The organism is Alistipes sp. D31t1_170403_E11 (assembly GCF_015553985.1).
In the GTDB taxonomy this organism is placed as follows: Bacteria; Bacteroidota; Bacteroidia; order Bacteroidales; family Rikenellaceae; genus Alistipes; species Alistipes montrealensis.
Genome location: NZ_JADNHQ010000003.1, coordinates 156,515 through 179,021 on the forward strand (window position 1 = coordinate 156,515; position 22,507 = coordinate 179,021).

At 57.2% G+C, this 22,507-nt stretch carries 13 protein-coding genes and 2 tRNA genes; 6 read left to right on the plus strand and 9 right to left on the minus strand.

The window, feature by feature from the left end:
• Positions 1–17 precede the first annotated feature (17 nt).
• Positions 18–90 (minus strand) — tRNA-Gly (locus I2E69_RS07145).
• 110 nt (positions 91–200) lie between these two features.
• Positions 201–803 (minus strand): nitroreductase family protein, encoded by a 603-nt coding sequence (locus I2E69_RS07150; protein ID WP_195460334.1) that lies wholly within the window; start codon positions 801–803, stop codon positions 201–203.
• Between the two features lie 94 nt (positions 804–897).
• On the opposite strand from I2E69_RS07150, the gene I2E69_RS07155 reads away from it, so the two are divergent.
• The 4 genes from I2E69_RS07155 to I2E69_RS07170 all read left to right on the plus strand — a co-directional run bounded on the left by I2E69_RS07155 (position 898) and on the right by I2E69_RS07170 (position 3,497).
• A complete protein-coding gene (locus tag I2E69_RS07155) occupies positions 898–1,884 on the plus strand; it encodes an acyl-CoA reductase (protein WP_195460336.1) in 987 nt (328 codons plus the stop codon).
• A 51-nt stretch (positions 1,885–1,935) separates the two neighbouring features.
• Positions 1,936–2,445, plus strand: coding sequence for an IS1096 element passenger TnpR family protein (locus I2E69_RS07160; RefSeq protein WP_195460337.1), 510 nt, complete (start codon positions 1,936–1,938; stop codon positions 2,443–2,445).
• Positions 2,438–3,343 carry a tRNA (adenosine(37)-N6)-dimethylallyltransferase MiaA gene (miaA, locus tag I2E69_RS07165; protein WP_195460339.1) on the plus strand — a complete coding sequence of 302 codons (906 nt, stop codon included), beginning with the start codon at positions 2,438–2,440 and terminating at the stop codon, positions 3,341–3,343. Before I2E69_RS07160 ends, miaA begins: the two co-directional genes overlap by 8 nt.
• A gap of 68 nt (positions 3,344–3,411) precedes the next feature.
• Positions 3,412–3,497 (plus strand) — tRNA-Leu (locus I2E69_RS07170).
• Between the two features lie 57 nt (positions 3,498–3,554).
• Here I2E69_RS07170 and I2E69_RS07175 read toward each other — a convergent pair.
• From I2E69_RS07175 to I2E69_RS07205, 7 genes are all read right to left on the minus strand, one after another.
• A complete protein-coding gene (locus I2E69_RS07175; RefSeq protein ID WP_195460341.1) occupies positions 3,555–4,019 on the minus strand; it encodes a lipocalin family protein in 465 nt (154 codons plus the stop codon).
• 19 nt (positions 4,020–4,038) lie between these two features.
• Positions 4,039–6,051 carry a S8 family peptidase gene (locus tag I2E69_RS07180; RefSeq protein ID WP_195460343.1) on the minus strand — a complete coding sequence of 671 codons (2,013 nt, stop codon included), beginning with the start codon at positions 6,049–6,051 and terminating at the stop codon, positions 4,039–4,041.
• Positions 6,052–6,144: 93 nt separating this feature from the next.
• The gene (locus I2E69_RS07185; protein WP_195460345.1) at positions 6,145–8,625 is read right to left on the minus strand and encodes a hypothetical protein; all 2,481 of its coding nucleotides are present in this window, start codon (positions 8,623–8,625) and stop codon (positions 6,145–6,147) included.
• Between the two features lie 30 nt (positions 8,626–8,655).
• Positions 8,656–10,281 (minus strand): RagB/SusD family nutrient uptake outer membrane protein, encoded by a 1,626-nt coding sequence (locus I2E69_RS07190; protein WP_195460347.1) that lies wholly within the window; start codon positions 10,279–10,281, stop codon positions 8,656–8,658.
• A gap of 6 nt (positions 10,282–10,287) precedes the next feature.
• Positions 10,288–13,491 carry a SusC/RagA family TonB-linked outer membrane protein gene (locus I2E69_RS07195; RefSeq protein WP_195460349.1) on the minus strand — a complete coding sequence of 1,068 codons (3,204 nt, stop codon included), beginning with the start codon at positions 13,489–13,491 and terminating at the stop codon, positions 10,288–10,290.
• Positions 13,492–13,660: 169 nt separating this feature from the next.
• The gene (locus tag I2E69_RS07200) at positions 13,661–15,559 is read right to left on the minus strand and encodes a hypothetical protein (RefSeq protein WP_195460350.1); all 1,899 of its coding nucleotides are present in this window, start codon (positions 15,557–15,559) and stop codon (positions 13,661–13,663) included.
• A gap of 60 nt (positions 15,560–15,619) precedes the next feature.
• The gene (locus I2E69_RS07205) at positions 15,620–17,869 is read right to left on the minus strand and encodes a hypothetical protein (protein ID WP_195460353.1); all 2,250 of its coding nucleotides are present in this window, start codon (positions 17,867–17,869) and stop codon (positions 15,620–15,622) included.
• 709 nt (positions 17,870–18,578) lie between these two features.
• Between I2E69_RS07205 and I2E69_RS07210 the strand changes: the two genes are divergently transcribed.
• On the plus strand, positions 18,579–19,886 hold the full coding sequence (locus I2E69_RS07210) for an alpha-L-fucosidase (RefSeq protein ID WP_195460355.1): 1,308 nt from the start codon (positions 18,579–18,581) through the stop codon (positions 19,884–19,886).
• The gene (locus I2E69_RS07215) at positions 19,883–22,504 is read left to right on the plus strand and encodes a transglutaminase domain-containing protein (protein WP_195460357.1); all 2,622 of its coding nucleotides are present in this window, start codon (positions 19,883–19,885) and stop codon (positions 22,502–22,504) included. The genes I2E69_RS07210 and I2E69_RS07215 overlap by 4 nt, the downstream gene beginning before the upstream one ends.
• Positions 22,505–22,507: the final 3 nt, after the last annotated feature.

The window sequence follows — 22,507 nt, forward strand, 5'->3', positions numbered from 1 at the left end:
TTTCTCAAGGCTTCGAGAGCGGAAAACGGGACTCGGACCCGCGACCTCAACCTTGGCAAGGTTGCGCTCTACCAACTGAGCTATTTCCGCAAAAGCATATTTCGTAATTGCGAGTGCAAAGATAGCTAAAAAATTCGATACTCCAAATTTTTTAACCGCATTCTGCAAATTTTTTACGATATGCCTTGCTGCCGATTATCCTATTTGAATATCCGGATGCGCTCTTCCAGCGGCTCGAAACTCCTTTCCTGGGGTTTCCCGGCCGGAAGCCCGAACGGCATCTGTGCGATCAGCCGCCAACTGCCGGGCAGTGCCCAGCGTTCGCGCACATCCCTGTCGATGAGCGGATTGTAATGCTGGAGCGATGCCCCGAATCCGGCATCTTCGAGCATCGTCCACACTGCCAGTTGATGCATGGCCGAAGTATGTTCCGACCAGGTCGGGAAATTATCCGCATAGCGTGGAAAGCGGTCCTGGAGGTTCCGGACGACGGTTGTGTCTTCGTAAAAGAGTACCGTGCCGTAACCCGATGCAAAGCTGGTGTCGATTTTCTGCTTCGTGGCAACGAACGCCTCCGGGGAGACGACTGCCTGCAGGGTTTGTTTTACGATTTCCCAGAATGCCCCGTGGTGCTCGTGCAGCAGGAGCACGAGCCGTGCCGACTGCGAGTTGAAAGCCGACGGAATGTGTTTTACGGCAAAACGCACGATCTCCTCGATCTGAGCGTCGTCGATCGGGGATTCGGGCGTCAGTTCATAATAGCTGCGGCGGTGTTGCAGCGCGTCTTTCAGATTTTTCTCCATAGTCATTGGCATGTTATTGTATGCCCTCTTGCAAAAATAACACAACTTTGGGAAAAACGTGCGGATTACAACGTGAAATAGTATCTTTGTAGCCATGAAAAACAGAATTGAAACGTTTTCTGCATTGGGTGTGCGTTTGCTCGATTTTGGTGGCGACGATGCGACGCGTGCGGTTATAGCTGCCGCATGCCAGGCCAACGGTTGGTTTACACCTGCCGATATCTGCCGTGCCGTACGTGCGATTGCCGGGGACATGCTGCAACGTGAAAAGCTCGAAGCGTGGTTGGCAGCCTACCCTGCCGTTCCTGTCGCCATGCCGCGCCGCGTGCTGGTGGTGATGGCCGGGAATATCCCGCTCGTCGGATTTTTCGACCTGTTGTGCGTGCTTGCGAGCGGTCATCATTGCCTGGTAAAACCCTCGGCCAAGGATTCGGTGCTGATGGAATACGTGATCGGCCTGCTGCATGAAATCGACCCGTCTGTGCCTGTCGGGTTGTACGACGGAGAATCGGCCGTCGACGCCGTTATCGCTACCGGAAGCGATAATGCCAACCGTTATTTTCGTGCACACTATGCCGGGATTCCTTCGCTGCTTCGGGGTAGCCGCCAGTCGGTCGCCGTGCTTTCGGGCCGGGAAACGCCGGAACAACTGGCCGGATTGGCCGACGACATCTGGGCCTATTCGGGATTGGGATGCCGCAATGTATCGCTGATCTTCATGCCGGAAGGATATGAACCAATGTTGCAGATGCCGTCTGTAAATGTCAAATATAAAAATAATTATCGACAGGAACGGGCGTTGCTGGAGATGCAGGGACAGTCGTTTGTCGATCTGGGGAGCGCCGTGGCTGTCGAACAGCGGGCTTTCCCGGCGGCGTTGAGCCGGATCGCCTATACGCATTACAAAACTTTGGAAGAAGTCGCCGTGTGGCTTGCCGGACACGACGACGAATTGCAATGCGTCGTCACCGAGTCCCTCCCCCACAGCCGCCGTGCCGGTTTCGGCCGTGCCCAGTCTCCGGCCCTGACCGATTATCCCGACGACTGCGATGTTCTTGCATGGCTCACGGCACTGAATTGACAAAAAGTACTATATTTGCTATTGAGAAATAAATTTTAAAATATTACTGCAATGTCGATGGTTTTTCGATTCCGGATGTTGAGCGACGAGAACGACAACTTCGTGCGCGATTACGAAGTGTTGTACGACATGACGCTGCTCGATTTTCATAATTTCATTCTCCAGACACTCGAATACGAGGATTGCATGGCCTCGTTCTTCACGGCTGATGACCGTTGGGAGAAACAGCGTGAATTTACGATCGTGGATATGGGTGACGGTACGGAAGATGCGCCCGTAGCGATGGAGAGCGTGACGCTCGGACAGGTTATTCACAATCGCCGCGACCGCCTGATCTATCTTTTCGACCTGTTCGGCGACCGGGCTTATTTTCTGGAACTTACCGGAGCTTTCGAGGCGGAGAAAGAAGCCTCCTATCCGCGTGAAATCTATGCACAGGCCGATGCTCCCGACCAATACGACCCGTCGAAGACGCGAGTCGGGGACGAAGGGTCGATCTTCGGCGACGTAATGAGCGAATTCAGCGATTTCGAAGGCGACGAGAATTACGAAGATGAGTAGTAAACGGCTGCTTGTTGTCGTCGGGCCGACGGGTTCGGGTAAAACCGACCTGAGCATCCGGCTTGCCCGCCGCTATGCTGCGCCGGTTCTTTCTACCGATTCCCGGCAGGTTTACCGGGGCATGCCGATCGGCACGGCACAGCCTTCTGACTATCAGCTTCAAGTCGCTGAACATCATTTTATTGCCTCGCATGATATAAAGGATAACTTGAGCTGCGGCGAATACGAGGTGCAGGCTCTTGAGCGGCTCGAAAAACTCTTTGCCGATCACGATTATGTCGTCGCTGTCGGCGGTTCGGGACTTTATGTCCGGGCGTTGTGCGAAGGCATGGACGACCTGCCGCAGGCCGACGAATCGCTGCGTGCCGAACTGGGCCGGAGGCTCGAAGCCGAGGGCGTCGGGGCACTGGCGGAGCAACTCCGGGAACTTGATCCCGTCTATTACGAAGTCGTGGACCGCAGTAATCCGGCGCGTGTCGTGCGGGCATTGGAGGTTTGTCTCCAAACCGGACGCCCCTACTCCGAACAGCGTACCGGGGAACGTCGTTCCCGGCCGTTCGGAATCGTGAAAATAGGTGTGGACCTGCCGCGAACCGAACTTTACGACCGTATCAACCGCCGGGTGGACCAGATGCTTGCCGACGGTTTGGAGGCCGAGGCGCGGGCGATGTACCCCTACCGGGAGTTGAATGCGCTCCAAACGGTCGGCTATCGTGAATTTTTCGATTATTTCGATGGTCGTACGGGTTATGACGAGGCTGTTGAGTTGATCAAGCGCAATTCGCGCCGCTATGCCAAGCGACAGCTTACGTGGTTTCGTCGTGATCCGGAAATCCGCTGGTTCCGGCCCGATGACGACGACGCAATTCTGGAATATATTGGTTCGGAAGCGCGTTAAGCAGCCTGGATTTTTGCAAATCGCAAATATTTTCGTACTTTTGCGGGCATCTTTCGCTGAAAGAGTGCGCCCGGATGGTGGAATCGGTAGACACGCCGGACTTAAAATCCTGTGGCCAGTAATGGCCGTGCCGGTTCGATCCCGGCTCCGGGTACGGAAAACGCTGCTTAATCAACTGATTAAGCAGCGTTTGGTTTTCAGAAGTAACGGATTAGAGAATCCGTCGGAATCCGCCGGGAAGGGCGGACCGTACTTCGGGAGCGTTCCGGACCTCTTCGGGAATGGAGGTCTTCGTGTAAATGCTTACCACGGCGGTATCGGTGTTGCTGGTCATCGTCAGCGTTTTGCCGTTGTCACTCAGCTCGAAGGTGTAGTCGGCGCCCCAGGACTCACCGTCGTTGTAACGGCCCGAAAGACGCGTACCTTCGATCGTGAAGTTGCCGGAATACCGCATATAAGCCGAAGTTTCCACTTTCTGATAGATGTTGAATGTTCCGTCGGACAGGAACTCGATGTAAATATCGAAATCCGCCTGCGCTTCGTTGTTCCATTTCGTCTGGCGCCACTCGCCTACTATGCCCGAATCGATGACTGCAGGGCCGTCGTCGTCTTTCGAACATCCGGCTGAGAGTATGAGCAACGCGGCCGCAAACAGGAAATAAATATACTTTTTCATTGTATTTTAGCTCTATAGTTTATAACCAACCTCCGTTTTCCGTCTCTGTCTCACGCGCAATGACGGCGAATTCCTTGGAGATTTCGATGCCGCCCATAACCGTTCCCGTTCCGGGTCTGTTGCCTCCGCCTACCGCTTTCACGGTGATGTGCGCGACGCCCGGCTTGGTGCATTTGAGCATTAACTGGCCGTTGTACATCTTCGGGGCCGCGGTCATACCGAGTTTTTGCATGTCTTCCGCGGATATTTCGACGCCTGTGTAGGTCAGTTCCTGGGCCGAACCGCCGAAATGCTTCGTGAGGGTGACGAGTTCCAGTTTATCGGTCGTGATTTTCAGACAGGGAGTTCCTTCGATCTGCATCAGTAGTTGGTAGGCATCGGTCAGGCCTGTACCCATTTTCCCGCGATACTTTTCCATGCTGATCTTTCCGCCGGAGGTTTTGGTTCCTTCGAGCCGCGACTCAATGTCGTTCACCGACGTGAGCAGCATCGAGATAAACTCCTCGCGCGAAAAATGCTTGCCTTTCTTGAGCGCATAGGAGAGTCCCAGCGCGGCTACGCCCGAGACGTGCGGACAGGCCATCGAGGTCCCCTGCATGTAGCCGTAGTCTATGTCGCTGATTTCCGAACAGAGCGTCGAGAGCACACCGGCCTTTTCGCCGCCGCTCAGGCCGCTCGTTTCGCCGCCGGGGGCGGCGATGTTGCAGCCGGGGCCGTAGCAGGTGTAGGGAGCCGGCAGGCCGTCCGGTCCGATCGAAGTGACGGAGATGCAGTTGCGATGGCCGCCCGGGTAGTTGGAGATGGATCTGGATTCGTTGCCTGCGGCGAAGATGGCCAGACCGCCTTCCAGCGCGGGACAGTTGTTCTGCGAGATAAAATAGCTGATGGCTTCATACTCCAGCGGAGAGGTTCTTTCGTAGACCCGGTCCGAAGTGATATCCGCTCCCTGGTACCCGTACGAGCACTGAAGAATAGAGGCTCCGTGGTCTGCGGCGTATTTGATGGCACGGCTCACGACATAGTCGGTGGATTGATTCTTGCCCGAGAAAATCTGGCACGACATCAGACGCACTCCGTCGTTGTGTCCTGTTCCGCCCGCCACGCCTCCTACGCCGATGCCGTTGTTGTTGACGGCGGCTACAGTGCCTGCGACATGCGTTCCGTGGCCGCTGTCACCATCCTTCTTGCCGCTGGCGCCTACCGTAAACTGATCCCACGTAATGGGGCCGTCGTCCACGAAGTTCCAGCCGTGGATGTCCTGGTTGTTGTACTCGGGTGAGGGATTGGGGTTGGTCCACATGTTGGCGGCCAAATCGGGATGGGTGTATTTCACCCCCTCATCGATGATGGCCACAATGATGCGCGGGTCGCCTCCGGTGAGTTTCCACGCCTCGGCCACGTTGACGTCGGCCCCGACGCACGAAGTCGTGGCGATCGCCTGGTCGGCGTTGTTGATGTAGTGCCACTGCCAGAAGAGGTTGGGATCGTTGAAATCCGAACGGATCAGCGAACGGGTCTTGCCGGGTGCGCTCTCCCGGAACGGATAGGCTTTGCCGTCGAAAGCCATCTGGCGTTTGGCGCTGAACTGGATGGTCGCGATTTCGGCCACTGCGGCGAGCCTTTCGGCGGCTTCGTCGAGGTTCTGATCCTCGTCGAAATGGAGCACGTACCACTTGTGCAGTCCAGCCGCGCGCGTGCGGGCTTCGTGCTCCCCGGCATCGGGGAACACCCGTTTGAGCGAGGTGACGTGCAGGTCGGTAAGAATCTCGTCTACGCTTTGGATGCCCGACCGGGTCATGCTCCCGCGGGTCGCAGCATATCTGGCAGCGGCCTGTTCGAGGGCAGGAATGGCCTCATCGCTGAATTTGGCGATCAGCGTTCCCCGGACGGCATCGTCGGAGGTGTTGCATATTTTGGGTGCGGCCGCTTCTTCCCTGCCGCCGGTCGCATCCGGTGACTCCTGCAGGGGGGCTGTCGTACAGGCCGCAAACAGGACGGATGCAAGGATCAGAAATTTATTCAGGTTCCTCATATAATTCTTGAGTTGAATGGTCGGCATGTTCTTTTTGTCTGAAAAAAGAGGGAGACCGGCGTCATGCCGAAGTACCGGTCTCCCGCCGGTCGTCTATTTTACAGCCTTTACGGTTTTTGCGGCCTTTACTCCCACGTTCCGGAACGCCCCTTCCCCTGCTGCCGCAGGAGCCGGAGTTGCCATTGCGACGGTGATTCGGGCTTCCGCATGCTTTATGCTTGGAGCCGAAGCGGGCATCGGTTTGATGACGAGGTTTTCGGGCATTCCGGCCGTTGCCGCCGGTACGTAACCGGCCGGACAGTTGAATCCGGGCAGTTCGACGAAATTGCGCGGGGTAAACGCTTCGACCGCTTGTTTGCGCAAGGCCGCGATGCGCTCCAGAGCCGCACCCGAAAGTCCTCCGAGGTCCTTGGCGGGGTCTACGAGCATCATTTCGCCCATCAGGCTGAACAGTGCGGAGGGCGTTCCCGTAAACAGGAAACTGAACGTGAGGCCCTGTTCGATGGCCAGGGGCGACGGTACGCAATAGAGGTACCCGTCGGCCACGGCGCCCATGAACATGCCGTATCCGAAGTAGATGTTCATGTTCTCCAGCGGGATGAATCCCATTGTCGTGGTCTGGCCGTCGTAAATGCCTGTTGTCAGTTTCTGGTCGGTGAAGAGCGCCAGTGCGCCGTTGTAACCCTTAAACATGCTGACGCCGGGCATGTACATGCCGAGGAGCGCGCCGCCCTCCTGGAACTCGATGCCCGAGAAGCCCTTGACATCCATAACCGGCAGGTCCGCCGAACTTTGGGTGGTGTTCTCTTCGATCGTTACCTGTCCGATCTTCCGGCGAACCGGGTGCGTTTCATTGTAGTCGATCGCGTAATAATTCCACACCGTCGATTTCAGGTAGTCGAGCGAAGGCTGTTGTGCGGAGGGAAGGAAATCGGTGTACTCGAAGGTATCCAGCGCCGGATTGTACGTTCCCGTGGTCCGGTAGTCCGCCTGCATGATTTTGCGGACGTAACCGTTGTTGGCGCGAAGCAGCAGCGTGTAGCCGCTGCCGCCGTTCAGTCCCGTGAGCATCGTGCTGAAATGGCCGTCGTTGAGCGCCGCAAGTTGCTCCGGGGTAAAATTTATGCCCTTTGCGTCCAGCAGTTCGCCGTAGTCCTTGTCCTTGATCCGGTCGGTACGGAAAAGCCCGTAGGTTGCCGATTCGATATCTTCGCCGAAGGCGTAGAATTTCACCGAGTTGTCCGGCGTGATACCTTGTCCGGCAAACTCGTTGGTGGCTTCGAGGCCGATGGTCAGAATCACCGGTTTTTCGTCGTCGCGGGCGATGTAGCCGAAGCTGATCGATGCATAGTCGCGCATGGTCCCCTTTTCATCGTAGATGCAGCCCACAAGCGTGTATTTTCCGGTCGCCTTATTCTCAATCCGGATGGTCCCTGACCCGGTAATCTCCCCGTCGAACCGCTTTTCGGCGTCCATATCTTGCGCAGCGAGGCTGGCCTGTCCGTCGTCGAGCACGCCCTCGAATACCGAGAACTTCATCGCCCGGGCATCGGCCACGAACGTCGCGGCGATTTCCACGATGCCGTCTGCGGGTTCGCTCTTCGCAAGCGTTACCTTGTAATCGGGAACCACGATGCCCGGAAGCAGGATGCGGAGCATGCCGTTGCGGTTGCCGTAGTAGAACTTACCGGCATTTTTTTCCTGTTCGAGCAGGATACTTTGGGCCGGGAAAGTGATGATGCCGTCTTTGAGCGTTCCGTACTGTCCTGCCGATTCGTCCATCATGAAATTTTCCGGGACATCGGACCCGAACCTGAGTTCACCGTCGTCGTTCACCAGCGTCAGTCCGGTGGACTGGTAGGGAATGAAAACCTTTTCGGGGTCGCGGGCGTCGACGATCGTGTAGAGATCCCGGCCCTGGAAATTCACCGGACCGCCGGCCAATGCCGTAAGCAGTGCGTCGCCGTAGACCTTCATGCGGTAGTAGCCCGGAATGTCGTTGCGCTGGTAAATTTCCACTTCGATCTCCGGATAGGGATTGAATCCCGCGGACGGGAGCGAATACATGTCGCCGACCACTTCATCGCGCCATTTGCCCTTGGTCTGAGTGCCGTCGGCGCTCTTCACGAGCCCCCAGCCCGCACGGATGACCGAGAACGAAAGCCCGGTCGCACGGGGGCCGTAAAGCGAGATGTAATGCGGGTCTTCGATACGGATGTCGCAGGTGTATTTCACGCCCTCCACAGCCTTGGGGAAAGAGACCGTGAATTCGGTCTCCTGTTCACCGGGACCGAACGTGATCGGCTCGATTTCGAGGATACCCTCTTCACTGGTTGTGATCTCGACGGGAACCGTGATCGCATCGAGGTATTTGGCGCGGCGAACCTTGTAGGTTACCGTCGCTTCGTCGGCAGGATCCCGCTCCACCTCCGTCGGGGAGCTCTGTTCCGGGAAATAGACGCCGTAATTGTCGGGGTCTTCTTCGGAACCGCCCGTATAGGTCGGATCGTCCGAGCAGCCGGCGAATACGGCGGCCGCCAGAAATGCCCATAAGATATGTTTGAGTGTCTTCACTGTACGCTTATTTAGATATTTACGATTCGGCTAACCTTTCCACGGCTCCACCAGGCCCGAAGGGTCCGGGTTGTTCTGATTGGCGATGGCGGTATTGTTCTGGGCCTCGTTGCGGCCGATTACCAGATTCCAGTACGGGGCGCGGCCGTCAACGTTGAGACGGTACGACGCCGGGGCGTTCGTGCCGACATATCCGCGTTTGCTGGACATGTCGAGCCGCTTCATGTCGAACATGACGATACCTTCGCCCCAGAACTCGATGCGCTTCTGGAGCATCAGTTCGTTGACGAAACTCTTGAGCGTCGATTTGGCCGAGCAGTCGTAGACGGCGCCGTTCATCATGCGGTATGAGTTCATGAACTCGTTGAGCAGCCGGATGCCTCCCGGAATATCCCCGGCCTGCGCCGTGGCTTCGGCTTCGATGAAGTACATCTCCTCGACGCGCATACAGCAGTGGTCCGCTGCGCCGCCGACCTTGGATTCCTTGTATGCGCCCTGCGCCGGCCGGAACTTGATGTTGACATAGTCGGCGAGCTTTTCGGCGAAATACTCCTTGCTGTCCGGACGGCAACTCTTGTAGGCATAGGATCTGCGGTCCGGGTCGAGCCACGAGTGGCGGCGGAAGTCGCGGATGTCGATACTGTTGTAGAGGTTGCGGTTGATGGCGCGGCCGGCATTGTAGGCCGACCAGTCGTTTTCGCAGCTCATGTGTGCCGTGAAACAAAAGAGGTTGGCGACGCTTTCGCTCGGGAGCGCAAGGCCCCAGATCCAGGCATTGTTCGATTCGGCGTTGTTGAATCCGTTCGTGGGATCCTCCCACTCCTCCTGCGTCAACGGCGTGCGGCCGCTCGCGGTAATGGCTTTGCGGGCATACTCCGCGGCCGATTGGTATGCCCTGGCGTCGTTCTTGGCTGTACCCCGTTCGAGGTACGCGCGGGCTTTCAGACCGTAGACCAATGCCAGGCTGATGGTGTATTTGTCGGACGCGGTGTAGTTCTCAAGCAGCTTCTCGGCTTTCTCCAGGTCGGGGAAGATCACCGTATCGTACACGTTGTCGACCGTCGCACGGGGATTGTTCTTGGCCTGAGCCTCCGTGGTTTCGGGCAGTACGATCGGAACGCCCAGTCCGAGCAGTTCGTCGGCCCGGGTGATCGTATTCTCCTTGAATTCGTACAGACGTACCAGGTCGAGGTAGAACATGGCCCGGTAGGTGTAGGCGAAGCCCAGGTAGGACCGCTCCGTGGCGCCCAGCGTCGCAACGTTCGTTTCGTCGATCAGGCTGATGACGTTGTTGGCCATCATGATCCAGGTGTAGTAGTTGTTCCAGGTGAGTGCGCATACGGCATAGTCCGATCCGAGCGCATCGTTGGTCCCCCACTGCTGGAACCAGTCGTAACCGATATTGCCCGTAATGGCGATATCGCCCGTCATGGACTCCGTAGCGAGGTGGATGGCCGGAAGCGCGAAGTCCCAGGCCTGGCCATCCTTGGCATAGCCGGCCGAACCGGCCTTTACGAGCGCTGCCGGGATACCGCCGACCATCGTTTCGAGGGTTACCTGGTCCTCGATGGCAATATCCGTGGGTGTGGCGTCTTTGATGCAGCTGCCGAGCAGGACACAGCAGGCCGCCGCCGATATTTTCAAAATGTTTTTCATAGGACGTTAGAATTGGAGTTTGATACCGCCCGAAATCGTACGGACAGGCGAATACGAGGCTTGGGAGGTAGTACCCGAATAAGAGTAGCGGGGATCGAATCCCTGGCGCTTGGACCAGTACCATACGTTTTCGCAGGAGAGGTAAATGCGCAGTTTGTCCACGCCGAACTTTGCGGTCCACGACTTGGGCAGCGTGTAGCCGAAATTGATGTTCTGCAGGTTCAGGTAGCTGGCGTTCAACAGAAAACGGTCCGACATGCCATTCTGGTCCTGGTCCTCGTATTGCAGGCGCGGGATGTTCGACGCGGGATTCTCCGGGCTCCAAGCTTTCAGGATGTCCTTGTGCCAGTTCTGCCCCGTCGATTTGTTGGCCGGCGAGTACATCGCGGCGGCATATCCCGAATCGTAGGCCAGACCGCCGATCTGGTAGGTGAAGGCTGCGCTCAGGTCGAAGCCGTAGAAGTTGAGGCCCGTTCCGAAGCCGCCGTAAAGATCGGGAATCGGGTTGCCGCAGAGGTAATCCGAGGCTTTGGCATATTCGGTTGTCGTGACGCGGCGTCCCGTGGGCTTTTTGTCTTTGTCCAATTCATTCATATACCACATGGACTTTCCCTCGTCCGAAACCCCGGCGTATTTCTTCATGTAGAAAGTGTACATCGGCAGGCCTTCGCCGTAGAACGTGGAGCCGCTGGTGTAGCCGTAATATCCGTCGACCTCCTTGTTGCGGCGCTCGGGAGGCAGCATGGTGATCTTGTTGCGCAGGTGCGTCATGTTGAGGTTGATGTTCCACTGCACGTGCTCGCGGTTAATGGGCATGAAGTTGAGTTCGATCTCGACGCCGCTGTTGCGCATGTCGCCGACGTTGGCGTAGTACGACGAATAGCCCATCGACGGCGGCGTGGGGAACGAAAGCAACATGTCGGTCGTGCGGCGCAGGAAATATTCGATGCCGCCGGAAAGCACTCCCCGGAAGATGCTGAATTCTATGCCGGTGTTGAAGTTGGAGTTGGTCTCCCAGGTGATGTTCTCGGAGCCTTTATTCTTGAAAACCGTCGAAACCTCGCCGTTTGCGTTTTCGATCGTGTAGGTGTTCGTGTAACGGAAGTTGCCGATGTTGTCGTTGCCCTGCGAGCCGATCGAAACCTTGAATTTGAGGTTGTCGAGCCATTTCTGGGTCCCGGCCATGAAGTTTTCGCGCGTGACGATCCAGGCTCCGCCCAGCGACCAGAAGTTGCCCCAGCGGTGTTTGGTGTGGAAACGCGACGATGCGTCGCGGCGGAACGATGCCGAGAAGAAGTATTTGTTGCTGTAATCGTACATCACGCGCGCGAAATAACCTTCGTTGTTGTATTCGCTGCGGTAGGAGTTGGCGTTCTGCTTGTCGATGATGGCACCGGCCAGTTCGTCGTTGTCCTGCGTGAGCATGTGGCTTTTGGCCGCTGCAAGCACATAGATGGTCGTATTGTAGTACTCGTGGCCGACCATGACATTTACATTATGCCCGCCGATCTGCTTCGTGTAGTTGAGAATCTGCTGCGAGTTGTATTCCAACTGGCGCTGGTGTCCCTTCGAGACAAGTCCCTCTTCGCCGGCGAACTGCCCGAAGTAGGGATTTTTGATATCCGTCGAGCGCGTTTCGTCGAGCGAAACACCGGCGTTGAATGTGAACTTGAAGTCCTTGAGGAACGAGATGTCGAAATAACCCGTACCGTTGAAGGCGTTTCCTTCCGACGCCTGCGTATTGAGCCGTGACTCCGAGAGGGCGTTGCTGTTGGGGAAAATCGAACGCTCCATACCGGCATTCTCGCCGTAGTCGTAACGCTTGATCCCCTCTTCGGTATAGAGTATCTGTCCGTCGCCGCCGCGGATATAGAGCGGATAGATCGGGCCGACCAGCGTCGTGTAGGCGAAGACGTTGCCCGAATTGTTGCCGGCGCCGCTGTCGTCGATCTGGTTGTAGTGGAAACGGGCGTAATTGGCGTTGATACCCATCTTGAGCCATTTTTTTGCCTGATAGTCCAACTTCGCGCGGGCCGTGAAGCGGTCCATGTCCGAATTGTAGGCGATACCCTCGTTGTTGAGGTAACCGAACGATGCGTAGACCGATGTTTTGTCTCCCGAGCCGCCTATGCTGACGTTATATTCCTGGCGAAGCGACGTGCGGAATGCGGCATCGGTCCAGTTGTCGGGCCGCACGTAGTACTCTTCGCCGGCATAGACGAGGCGGCGTCCCAGTGTAGCTTGCGGATTGACCTTGCCGTTGGAGCCGATGAACTCCTGTCCGGCGGGAACCGTGTAGACCATGTATCCCAGTCCGCCGTCGCTGGCCGGACCCGCTACATTCTGGTTGGCCTTGGCGTGGGCCTGCACGGCACTCATGTCCGAGCCAAGGTAGTAGTTCTTCAGGGCGCCGTAATGCGTCTCGTAGAACTGCGCCGGGTTGGTGATGTATTCGTAATCCTTGACAGCGCGCGAATTGATGCCCCACTTGGCGTCCACGGTGATGACCTCTTCGTTCGATTTGGCTTTCTTCGTGGTAATCATCACCACGCCGTTGGCGCCGCGGGCGCCGTACAGGGAGTTCGATGCGGCGTCCTTGAGTACGGTCATCGATTCGACATCGTTGGGGTTGAGGTTGTTGAGATCCCCCGAGTACGGCATACCGTCGACGATCCATAGCGGCTTGTTGTCGGCATTGAGCGAACTGAAACCGCGGATACGGATTTCGGGACTCTTGCCGGGCTGGCCCGAGGTGTTGGTTAGCTGTACGCCCGCAACCTTGCCTGCCAGCGCCTGCGCCACATTGGATTGCTGTGTTTTGGCGATGTCGTCGGCTTTGAGGACTGCCGCGGAGCCGGTGAAAGCCTCTTTCTTGGCCGTACCGAACGCCACGACGATCACGTCGTCGATGGCCTGCGTGTCCTCTTTAAGAACGATGTCGATGCGGGTTTTGCTGCCGACGGCGATCTGCTGCGACTGATAGCCGATGAATGATACGAGCAGCGTGCCGTTGGCGGGAGCCGCGATGGCGTAGCTGCCGTCCGCATTGGAGGTGGTGCCTGCGGTCGTGCTCTGGACCAGGATTGTCGCACCTGCGACGGGCTTTCCGGCGTGGTCCTTGACCGTACCGGTTACCTGGAGTTGCTGTGCAAGGGACTGAAGACACGCTCCCAGCGCAACCAATAGGGTTACAAGTAGTTTTCTGATCATAAAAGAATGGAGTTATACGCTTAAAATGTATTTTGACGACGGTCCGGACAGCCGATTTTCGTCCGAAAAGGCCCGAAAATCCCCTTCACCCCCGTTTTCTTTCCCCGCATACGTCGATGCCGGGAAAGAAAACGAAGGTGTCGGCGGCTTTCGCCGACCGCCTTTTGTATCAATAGTCTGCGTCGGTGAGATCGTTCTTCTTCGAGCCCGAATACTTGGTTGCGGCGCCTTCCCATTCGATCGAGATCGAGTTTTTGCTGCCCTCCTTGCGGTCGGGATTATACGCTGAAGGATACGAATCCGTCATCGTGAAGGAGACTTTCCATGTTTTGTCCGTGTTTCGGACCACGGTGGCCTTCACTTCGTCGGGACAGGTTCCGTAGGTCATACCGTACATCGTATATCGCTCCGTATACTCGTTCTGCAGAACGACACTGTTGTTGTGGTACGTGAAACTCCAGTGCAGACCGTCCTGCGGTGCGGCCAGGTCGAGGTCTGCGGAGCCGAGGTACGAGGCGGGAATCATCAACTGGGGATAATACGTGAGCGTTTCGATAGGTTCGGCCGAACCTTCGTGGCGGAAGTAAAGGAAGTAGGCGTCGAATGTGGCTCCGCCGTACTGCGGATCGCCGCCGCGCAGCCGGTAATTTTTCTCTAGACGCACCTCCATGTTTGACAGATTTCGCTCCAGTACCGTTTCGCCGTCGGGCGAGAGCACCTTGATATGAGGAACAAAGGGCTTTACGGGGGTCAGGTCGAACGCTTCCTGAACGGTCGTTACGTCGCCGAACCATTCACCTTCGACCGCCGGACCGTCGGGGAATACGACCGAGAGGCGCAGGTACAGCCGCTGGGCCGTTCCGGCCGTGGTAATCGTACCTGTAACGCCTGCACCCGAAGATTTGGCGATGTCATAGGTCTTGTAAGTGAGGTAGTCGTAGAGTGCGAACGTACACATGCTGCCCTGCGTCGCCAGGTCGATCGTCTTCCCGATGTTGAGGTCGCTCAGGCCCATCTGCACGGCGTAATTGCCCGTCATAAGGCCGGCGGGCGCCGCGGCATCCGCAAGACCGAACGCAAAGTTGTTCATCAGCGACTCCTTGTAGCGGAACACGCGCTTCATGCCGGCCTGCTCCGGTGTTCCGGCGACGGTTACCTGGATGCGGTCGCTGCTCTTGTAGCCCGAGACGAACGCTCCGGCATAGGCTGCGCGCAGACGGCTGCCGGCCTTATGACGGGCGTCGAGTGAAACGGTCAGGCCCGTCCCGTCGGCGTTCTTCGAAAAGCCGAGTGCGCCGGTCGTACCTTCGCCGTTTTTAAACGCTCCGCAGAGTACCCTGACTTTTGCGGGATCGGCTGTTGAAAGGTCAATATTCGCGGTTTCGACACCCTCGGCGAAGGTGATCTGCAATCCCGCGGGCATTGCGTCCGACGGGGCTGTCACGTCGCTCTGGGCGTAGAAATACCAGGTTGCCGAGCCGTCGGCGGGATCGAGCCATTCCACGACGCTGCCGATCTGCGTAATGCTCTTGTCGAGTTCGAACTGGTTTTCGAGCTTCTGCGGAATGGCCTCGGTGCAGGTGCTGTTGTAACGCGCCAGCAGAGTCTTGCCCGACTTGAGCGTCACCTCCGTGTAGAGGTTGAGCTGCGAAGTCTCGGCCACGAGGTCGGCCGAGAGTTGTACTTTCTCGGCATCGTTCATGGTTTGCTTCTTCACGGAGATGTCCTTGTAGGAGATTTCAAACGTGTCGGACGCCGTGTTGACCGTGCCTTTGGGATTGCGGACGACTACCTTGAGGTAATCCTTTGCCGCGCTCATGCCTGCGAGGTCGGTAATGCCCGCCGAGGGAGAGAGGTAGAACGTATAGAGATCTGTATCTTCGACATCGAAGATCGCCGATTTGATGTCGATGAGTTTTCCTCCGTCGTATTCGATCTGGTTTTTCAGCTCGACGGGAGGAGGAGGATTGTCGTCATTCCCGTCGTCGGAACAGGATGCGAAACCTCCAGCAGCGAACAACACTGCCCACGTCAGGACGCGTAGTCTCGAAGAATTCAGTTTTTTCATAAGATTGAGGGTTAAGGGTAAAAAAAGGCGTGGGTGCGCCCACCCACGCCTTTAGTCGGTTTATCTGTATATTTGACGGCTCGTCAAAAGAGGCAGTTTTCCTCCGTTGCGGGACTGGATCTCACGGAACGACGGGAAGTGCCGTCTTGCTGCCGCCTGTTCGGCAACTCCGGACTGCACGACCGGCGTATCCGAACCTGCGAGGTAGATCGGACCGGTCCACGATCCCGTGATGCGGTGCTTGAGCACGTCGTGTCCGTCCACGGTGATTATGTACCAGTTGTCACCTCCGTCGGCTTTCTCGACGGTGATCGTCCCCGAATAGATCGAGGCGAATTCGCCGAACGTGGGAATGTTGAGCCACCCGTTCTGCACCGTATATTCCGGGTCGAAATATCCGGCCGGGTAGCCGTAACCGATGGCGCTCGTCGTGAACGTCATGGAGGTTCCGTAGTAGCAGTTGTAGCCGCGGACGCAGACGCCGGGATAGAAATGGGCCGGATAACGTTCGGGCGTGATCGAATAGATACCCGGGGCGATCTTCTCCTCGTCGCCTTTCTTAACGAGCAGGTCGATCCCGAGCATGTCGCTCTCGACGAGTTTGCCTTTGCCCTTGCCGTCCCAGCCTCCGCCTAACGGGTATTCGTCCGTAATCTCATAGATTTCCCGGCTGCCTATTACGATATGCTGGAACCCGTATTCGCGGCCCGAGTAGTCGCAGGCCGTGGAGACGGGTACGGTTCCCAGGCCCCGGACCCAGATTTCGCTCTGCGGATAGCAGTCGGCACGGTTTACGCCGTGTGTTTTGAGATAGTCGAAATTCAGTTCGTAGTCGTCCTTCAGGCTCGAAGTACCGTCGTTCTCGTTGTCGCTCGACTGGTCTTCGAGGTAGATTTCGCCCGTGTATGAACCCCGGATCGAGTAGCCTGCAATGGACTGAAGATCGAATTCGATCGTATAATGCGTTTTGCTGCTGCCCTGCCGGATCACGATATCGCCCGAAACGGCGTAAGCGTATTCACCCTGCTGCGTACCGTTGTCGTAGGCTCCGTAGGTTCCCATCGGGATGATTATGCCCATGATCGGGACCTCCACGGTCTTCATCCAGGTAAACTGCGCATACGTATCGGCGGCCTTGTAGGTTCCTGGGATAAGGCGGCGGTCCACCTTGGGATTGGTGAACTTCTCGGCGAATACGGCGATTTTCATGGCGTAGGCGTTGGGTTCGCTGTTCTCCGCCTTCTGGTCGTAGATGGTAATCTCTGTAAGTCCGGTTCCGTTCTCCATGATGTCGCCGTTATACACGGCCTGGGCATAGGCTCCTTCGATGACGATATCGCGCTCGATTTGCGGCATGGCCACGTTGAGCGTTCCGTTGCCGATTGGCAGTTCGCCTTGGTAGACGAGTGTGTGCTCCTCGTAGTTCTTGTCGAGGAACGAGGCCGTGAGGGTTACGATGCCTGCCTGGTCACGGGAGATTTTCACCGGGTCCAGGAGCGTGAACAGTTGCATCTTGCCGTCGGCATCCCGGTAATAGACGCCGCTGTATTCGCCGTCGAAGGTGTGGTCCCCGTGGTTCCCGCTCTCGAAGAAAGAGCCCGTGGGCATGTTCTTCCAGGTTTCGCCTTGGGTCCCGTAGAAATTCACCACGATCGCATACCCTTCCGAAGTGAGGCTGAACTGCGTGCCTTTGACCTCGAACTCGGCATTGGTCAGGGCTGCGTAATATCCGTCGGTCCCGGCATTCCCTTCGTCGGGTCCCATGTAGTAGCCGAAAATCCGGTTGGTAAGGGTTACGTCGTAGACATCGCCCTGCTGCTGTCCCTGCTGCTTAATGCAGGTTCCGTTGTACCCGGCCTGGAGCGTCTCGCCGGATTTCAGGGTTACGTCGAGGTTCATCTTCGCCGTGGTGAGGGAGGTGAGCTGCAGCGACAGCGTCGCTTTTTCGACATTGTCCGCGGCTGCGGAGGATATGTTTACTTTTTTGTAAACCAAGCTGTTACTGGCAGAGAGCAGGTCGACGTTCCCCGTCGGGGTGGTTGTCGAAATCTTCATGTAGTCGTCGGCCAGCAGCATCGCGTCGAGATCGACGAGGCCCTGGGTCGGCGAGAAATAGAAGGTATAGACCTTCTGCTCGTCGACCGTATAGACCACGGATTCGATCTTGCTCTGCACTCCGTTGTACACGAGGGCATTGTCCGATGGTCCGGGTGTCGGGGTGCCGCCATCGTCCGAAGAGCACGACGGCAATAGCAGGCTACATATTCCCAGGACAGGAAGCAGCATACGGAATGGATAGAATTTTTTCATAGAGGTGAGATTTAAAGGGGCCGGGGCGTGACCGGCCGAAATTTCAGTTTGCATTGCTCATCCGTCGTCGTTGCCCGGAACGACGGAGATAATTGCTCACCGCACCTCGAAAGCAGGATTAAAAAAAGAAAGCGTGGTGCTGAAGATTATTTTAACAGTGAGGTTCTGGAAGACCTGGGAGATAAAATAAGCAACAACTCCACGCTATATCCGATAGATATGGATATGACGCAAGAAGAAAAAACCTGCTTATTCTCTCTCCAATTGAATTTTCCAGATTCCACTGTGAGAATAAACTTACACTTTCATATATGTCGCCCAAAAATAGAAAACATATTTGAAATATGCAAGAATTATCTTCTTGTTTAGGAGTTGTTACTGATACAAAAATCGTAAAAATGTTTGTGAAAATCAATATTGACTATAAAAAATGTAATTTTAATCCTGCATAATTGTTGTTTTTTGTAATTCGAATCCTCGTTTTGCGTCGGTCCGGGGCATCCGGGCGAAGTTCGGTCCCGGTTATACCTATTATAATATATACGGAGAAAAGTATAATTTATACGACAAAGAGTTTTTTTGCAGGAGCGCTTCGGCTGCGGCAGCCGGCATGCGGTAATTTGCAGCGTTGAAAAAAAAGAACGACCGGTGTGATTTTCGCGGATTTATGTTAACTTTAGATCTGCAAACAACCGAAAACTGAAATACGATGAATAAACTGTTGCTTACGGCGGTCTGCGCCGTCATTTGCTGGATTGGCCCGGCCCGGCCGGCGCCCCCTTACGTGCCTGCCGGGGAGAATCTTCGGGCGCGGAAGGAGTTTCAGGATGCCAAATTCGGCATCTTCCTGCACTGGGGGCTCTACTCCCTGCTCGGTACGGGCGAATGGACGATGACCAACCGCGACATCAATTATCAGGAGTACGCCAAGCTGGCCAATGCGTTCTATCCGCACGATTTCGATGCTTCGGAATGGGTGTCGGCGATCAAGTCTTCGGGCGCGGGGTATGTTTGCTTCACGACGCGCCACCACGACGGTTTTTCGATGTGGGACACCGCGCAGTCGGATTACGACATCGTGGACGCCACCCCTTACGGGCGGGACATCGTGAAAGCCCTCTGTGACGAGTGCGGCCGGCAGGGAATAAAACTGCACCTTTATTACTCGCTGATCGACTGGTTCCGCGACGATTGTCCGCGCGGCAGGACGGGGCTCGGGACGGGGCGTCCCGGAACGGCGATCGACTATGCGCACTATTACGACTTCATGAAAAACCAGCTCACGGAACTGCTGACCGGTTACGGCCCGATCGGAGCCGTGTGGTTCGACGGGGTGTGGGACCAGGACCGAAATCCCGGTTTCGACTGGAAACTCCGAGGGCTGTACGACCATATCCACGGCATCCAGCCAGCCTGTCTGGTGGGTAACAACCACCACCTCGTCCCGTTCGAGGGGGAGGATATTCAGATTTTCGAGCGCGACCTTCCCGGCGAGAATACTGCCGGGCTTTCGGGGCAGGAGATCGGCCGTCTACCGCTCGAAACGTGCCAGACGATGAACGGCATGTGGGGTTACAAGATTACCGACCTCGACTACAAACCGGCCCGAACGCTGATCCGCTACCTCGTGCGGGCTGCGGGGCGCAACGGGAACCTGTTGCTCAATATCGGTCCCCAACCCGACGGGAAGCTGCCTGCAAAAGCGGTCGAACGGTTGCGGGAGATGGGCGAATGGCTCGCGCGGTACGGCAAAAGCATCTACGGAACCCGCGGCGGCGACATCCCGCCGCACGACTGGGGCGTGACGACGCGCAAGGACGACAAACTCTATGTGCATGTGCTCGATTTGCAGGACGATGCGCTGTACCTGCCGCTCGCGGAAAAGGTTGGGAGCGCCCGGTGTCTGAACAACGGCGAACGGGTGAAGTTTGACGCGCTCCGGGGAAAAGGGATCGTCCTGCACCTGCAGGATATCCCGCAGGACACAGACCGAATCATAGAACTTACGATCCGATGAAACGAAAATTACAGTTGTTTGCCGGCCTGCTGATGCTTGTGGGGATCTTGTCGGCGTGTTCTTCGGCCGGCGACAGCCGCTTCATGCGGCGGGTAGAGGCCGATTTCCGCTACAAGCAGGAATTACTGCCCCGGGGCGACCTGTTCCGGGTGTTCGGCGACCCGATGACGCGGCAGGAACGCGAAGCCATGATGTTCCTTTATGCCTACATGCCCGTGGGAGATATTACCGACTATCCGGGCGGCTTCTACCTTGAAAACGTGCGCAGCACGCTGGCTACCCGGCAGGAGATGCCTTGGGGGCGTGCCGTTTCCGACGACCTGTTTCGGCATTTCGTGCTTCCCGTGCGGGTGAACAACGAGCACCTCGACGATTCGCGCCGGGTATTTCACGACTGTCTCAAACCGCGTGTTGCTGGGCTGTCGATGTACGACGCCGTTCTGGAAGTGAATCACTGGTGTCACGAGAAGGCCAACTACCAGCCGTCGGACGCGCGGACCAGCTCGCCGCTGGCCACGGTGCGCACGGCCTACGGCCGTTGCGGCGAGGAGTCTACCCTGCTCGTCGCGGCCCTGCGGTCGGTGGGCATCCCGGCCCGGCAGGTTTACACGCCCCGCTGGGCGCATACCGACGACAACCACGCCTGGGTCGAGGCCTGGGCCGACGGGCGGTGGTATTTCCTCGGGGCCTGCGAGCCGGAACCGGTGCTGAACCTCGGGTGGTTCAACGCCCCGGCCAGCCGCGGAATGCTGATGCACACCAAGGTATTCGGCTATTACGACGGTCCGGAGGAGGTGATGAAAACCACGGCTAACTATACCGAAATCAACGTGATCTCGAATTATGCCGCCTGCGCCCCGCTTGCGGTGACTGTCTCCGATACCGCGGGGAATCCGGTGGCGGGTGCGGTTGTGGAGTTCAAGCTCTACAACTATGCCGAGTTTTATACCGTTTCGCGCAAAACAACCGACGAACAGGGACGGACATCGCTGTCGGCGGGGCTGGGCGATATGCTCGTTACGGCCGCCTGCGACGGACGGTTCGGCCTCCGGAAGGTCTCGTTCGGCAGGGAGCCGCAGGTGACGGTTGTCCTCGATCACGCAATCGGCGATGAATTTTCGTTTTCTGTCGATGTGGTTCCCCCGGCCGGGAACGCCGACTTGCCGGACGTGACAGCTGCACAGCGTACAGAGAACGACCGCCGCTTCAACTGCGAAGACTCCATCCGCAACGCCTATATCGCTACTTTCCCGGCGAAACCCGCCGTCGCGGAGTTTGCTCGCTCCGTTGGCATGAAGCCGGACGATGTGGCCGGATTTATCGCCGCTTCGCGCGGCAATCACGCCGAGGTCATGGATTTCCTGCGCGAAGCGAGCCGGAAAGGATATGCCAGGCGTGCCCTGCAACTGCTCGCGACCCTGCCGGAAAAGGATCTGCGCGACACTCCGGCGGCGGTGCTTGCGGACCATCTTTATAACACGGACAAGGATGCCGATGCCGCGACCGTGCTGGCTCCGCGTGCGGCCAATGAGATGCTTACGCCCTATCGGTCGTTCCTGCAGCGTGAAATTCCGGCCGCCGATGCCGCTGCTTTCCGCGATGATCCGCAGCGTCTTGTCGGGTGGTGTCGCGACAGCCTGACGCTGCGTCCCGAGTTCTGTACCGTCTCCACAACCGTTTCGCCCGAAGGCGTATGGCGCAGCAGAACGGCAGACGGGCCATCTCGCGCTATCTTTTTCGTGGCCGCGGCCCGCTCGCTCGGCATTCCGGCGTGGATCGACCGCGTGACGGGAAACCTCTTCTACCGCTATGCCGGAAAGGAGGTGCTCGTCGATTTCGAAGCGGCGGACGACCGGCGGCTGGAAACCGGCAGGCTGAAGCTCGGCTATGCGCCGATTCCGCGTCTCGACGATCCGGAATATTTCAGGCATTATACCCTGTCGCGTTTCGACGGAAACTCCTTCTCGTTGCTGAACTATCCCGATTTTGAGAATTGGAGCAAATTGTTCCGCACTCCCGCCGATCTGGAAATCGGCTATTATATGCTCGTGACGGGCAGCCGGCTCGCCGACGGCAGCGTGCTCGCAAACGTGTCGTTCTTCAATGTCCGGCCGGACAGCACGACCCAAACCGGCCTGGTGATGCGTGACAACTCGGAAGCGGTCCGTGTGATCGGGAGTTTCGATTCCGAGTCGAAATTCATCGACGCTGCGACGGGGACGGAAACTTCGGTACTGCTCACCGCAGGGCGCGGCTATTTCGCAGTCGGCCTCGTCGGTGTCGGGCAGGAGCCTACCGATCATGCGCTGAAGGACATCGCCGTGAAAGCCGCGGAACTGGAAAAATGGGGGCGTTCGATCATCCTGCTCTTTCCCGACGAGCGGGCCTACCGGAAATATGCGGCCTCGCCCGCCGCTCCGCTTCCGCGAACCGTTACGTTCGGCATCGACCGCGGTGGCTCCGTCCGCAGACACCTCCTCGAAGCGATGCATCTGCCGGAGACCGTTCCGCTTCCGGTTTTTATCGTCGGCGACACGTTCAACCGCGTCGTGTTCGAATCGCACGGCTATACGATCGGTCTCGGCGACCGCCTCCTGCACACGGTACGCCAATTATAACTG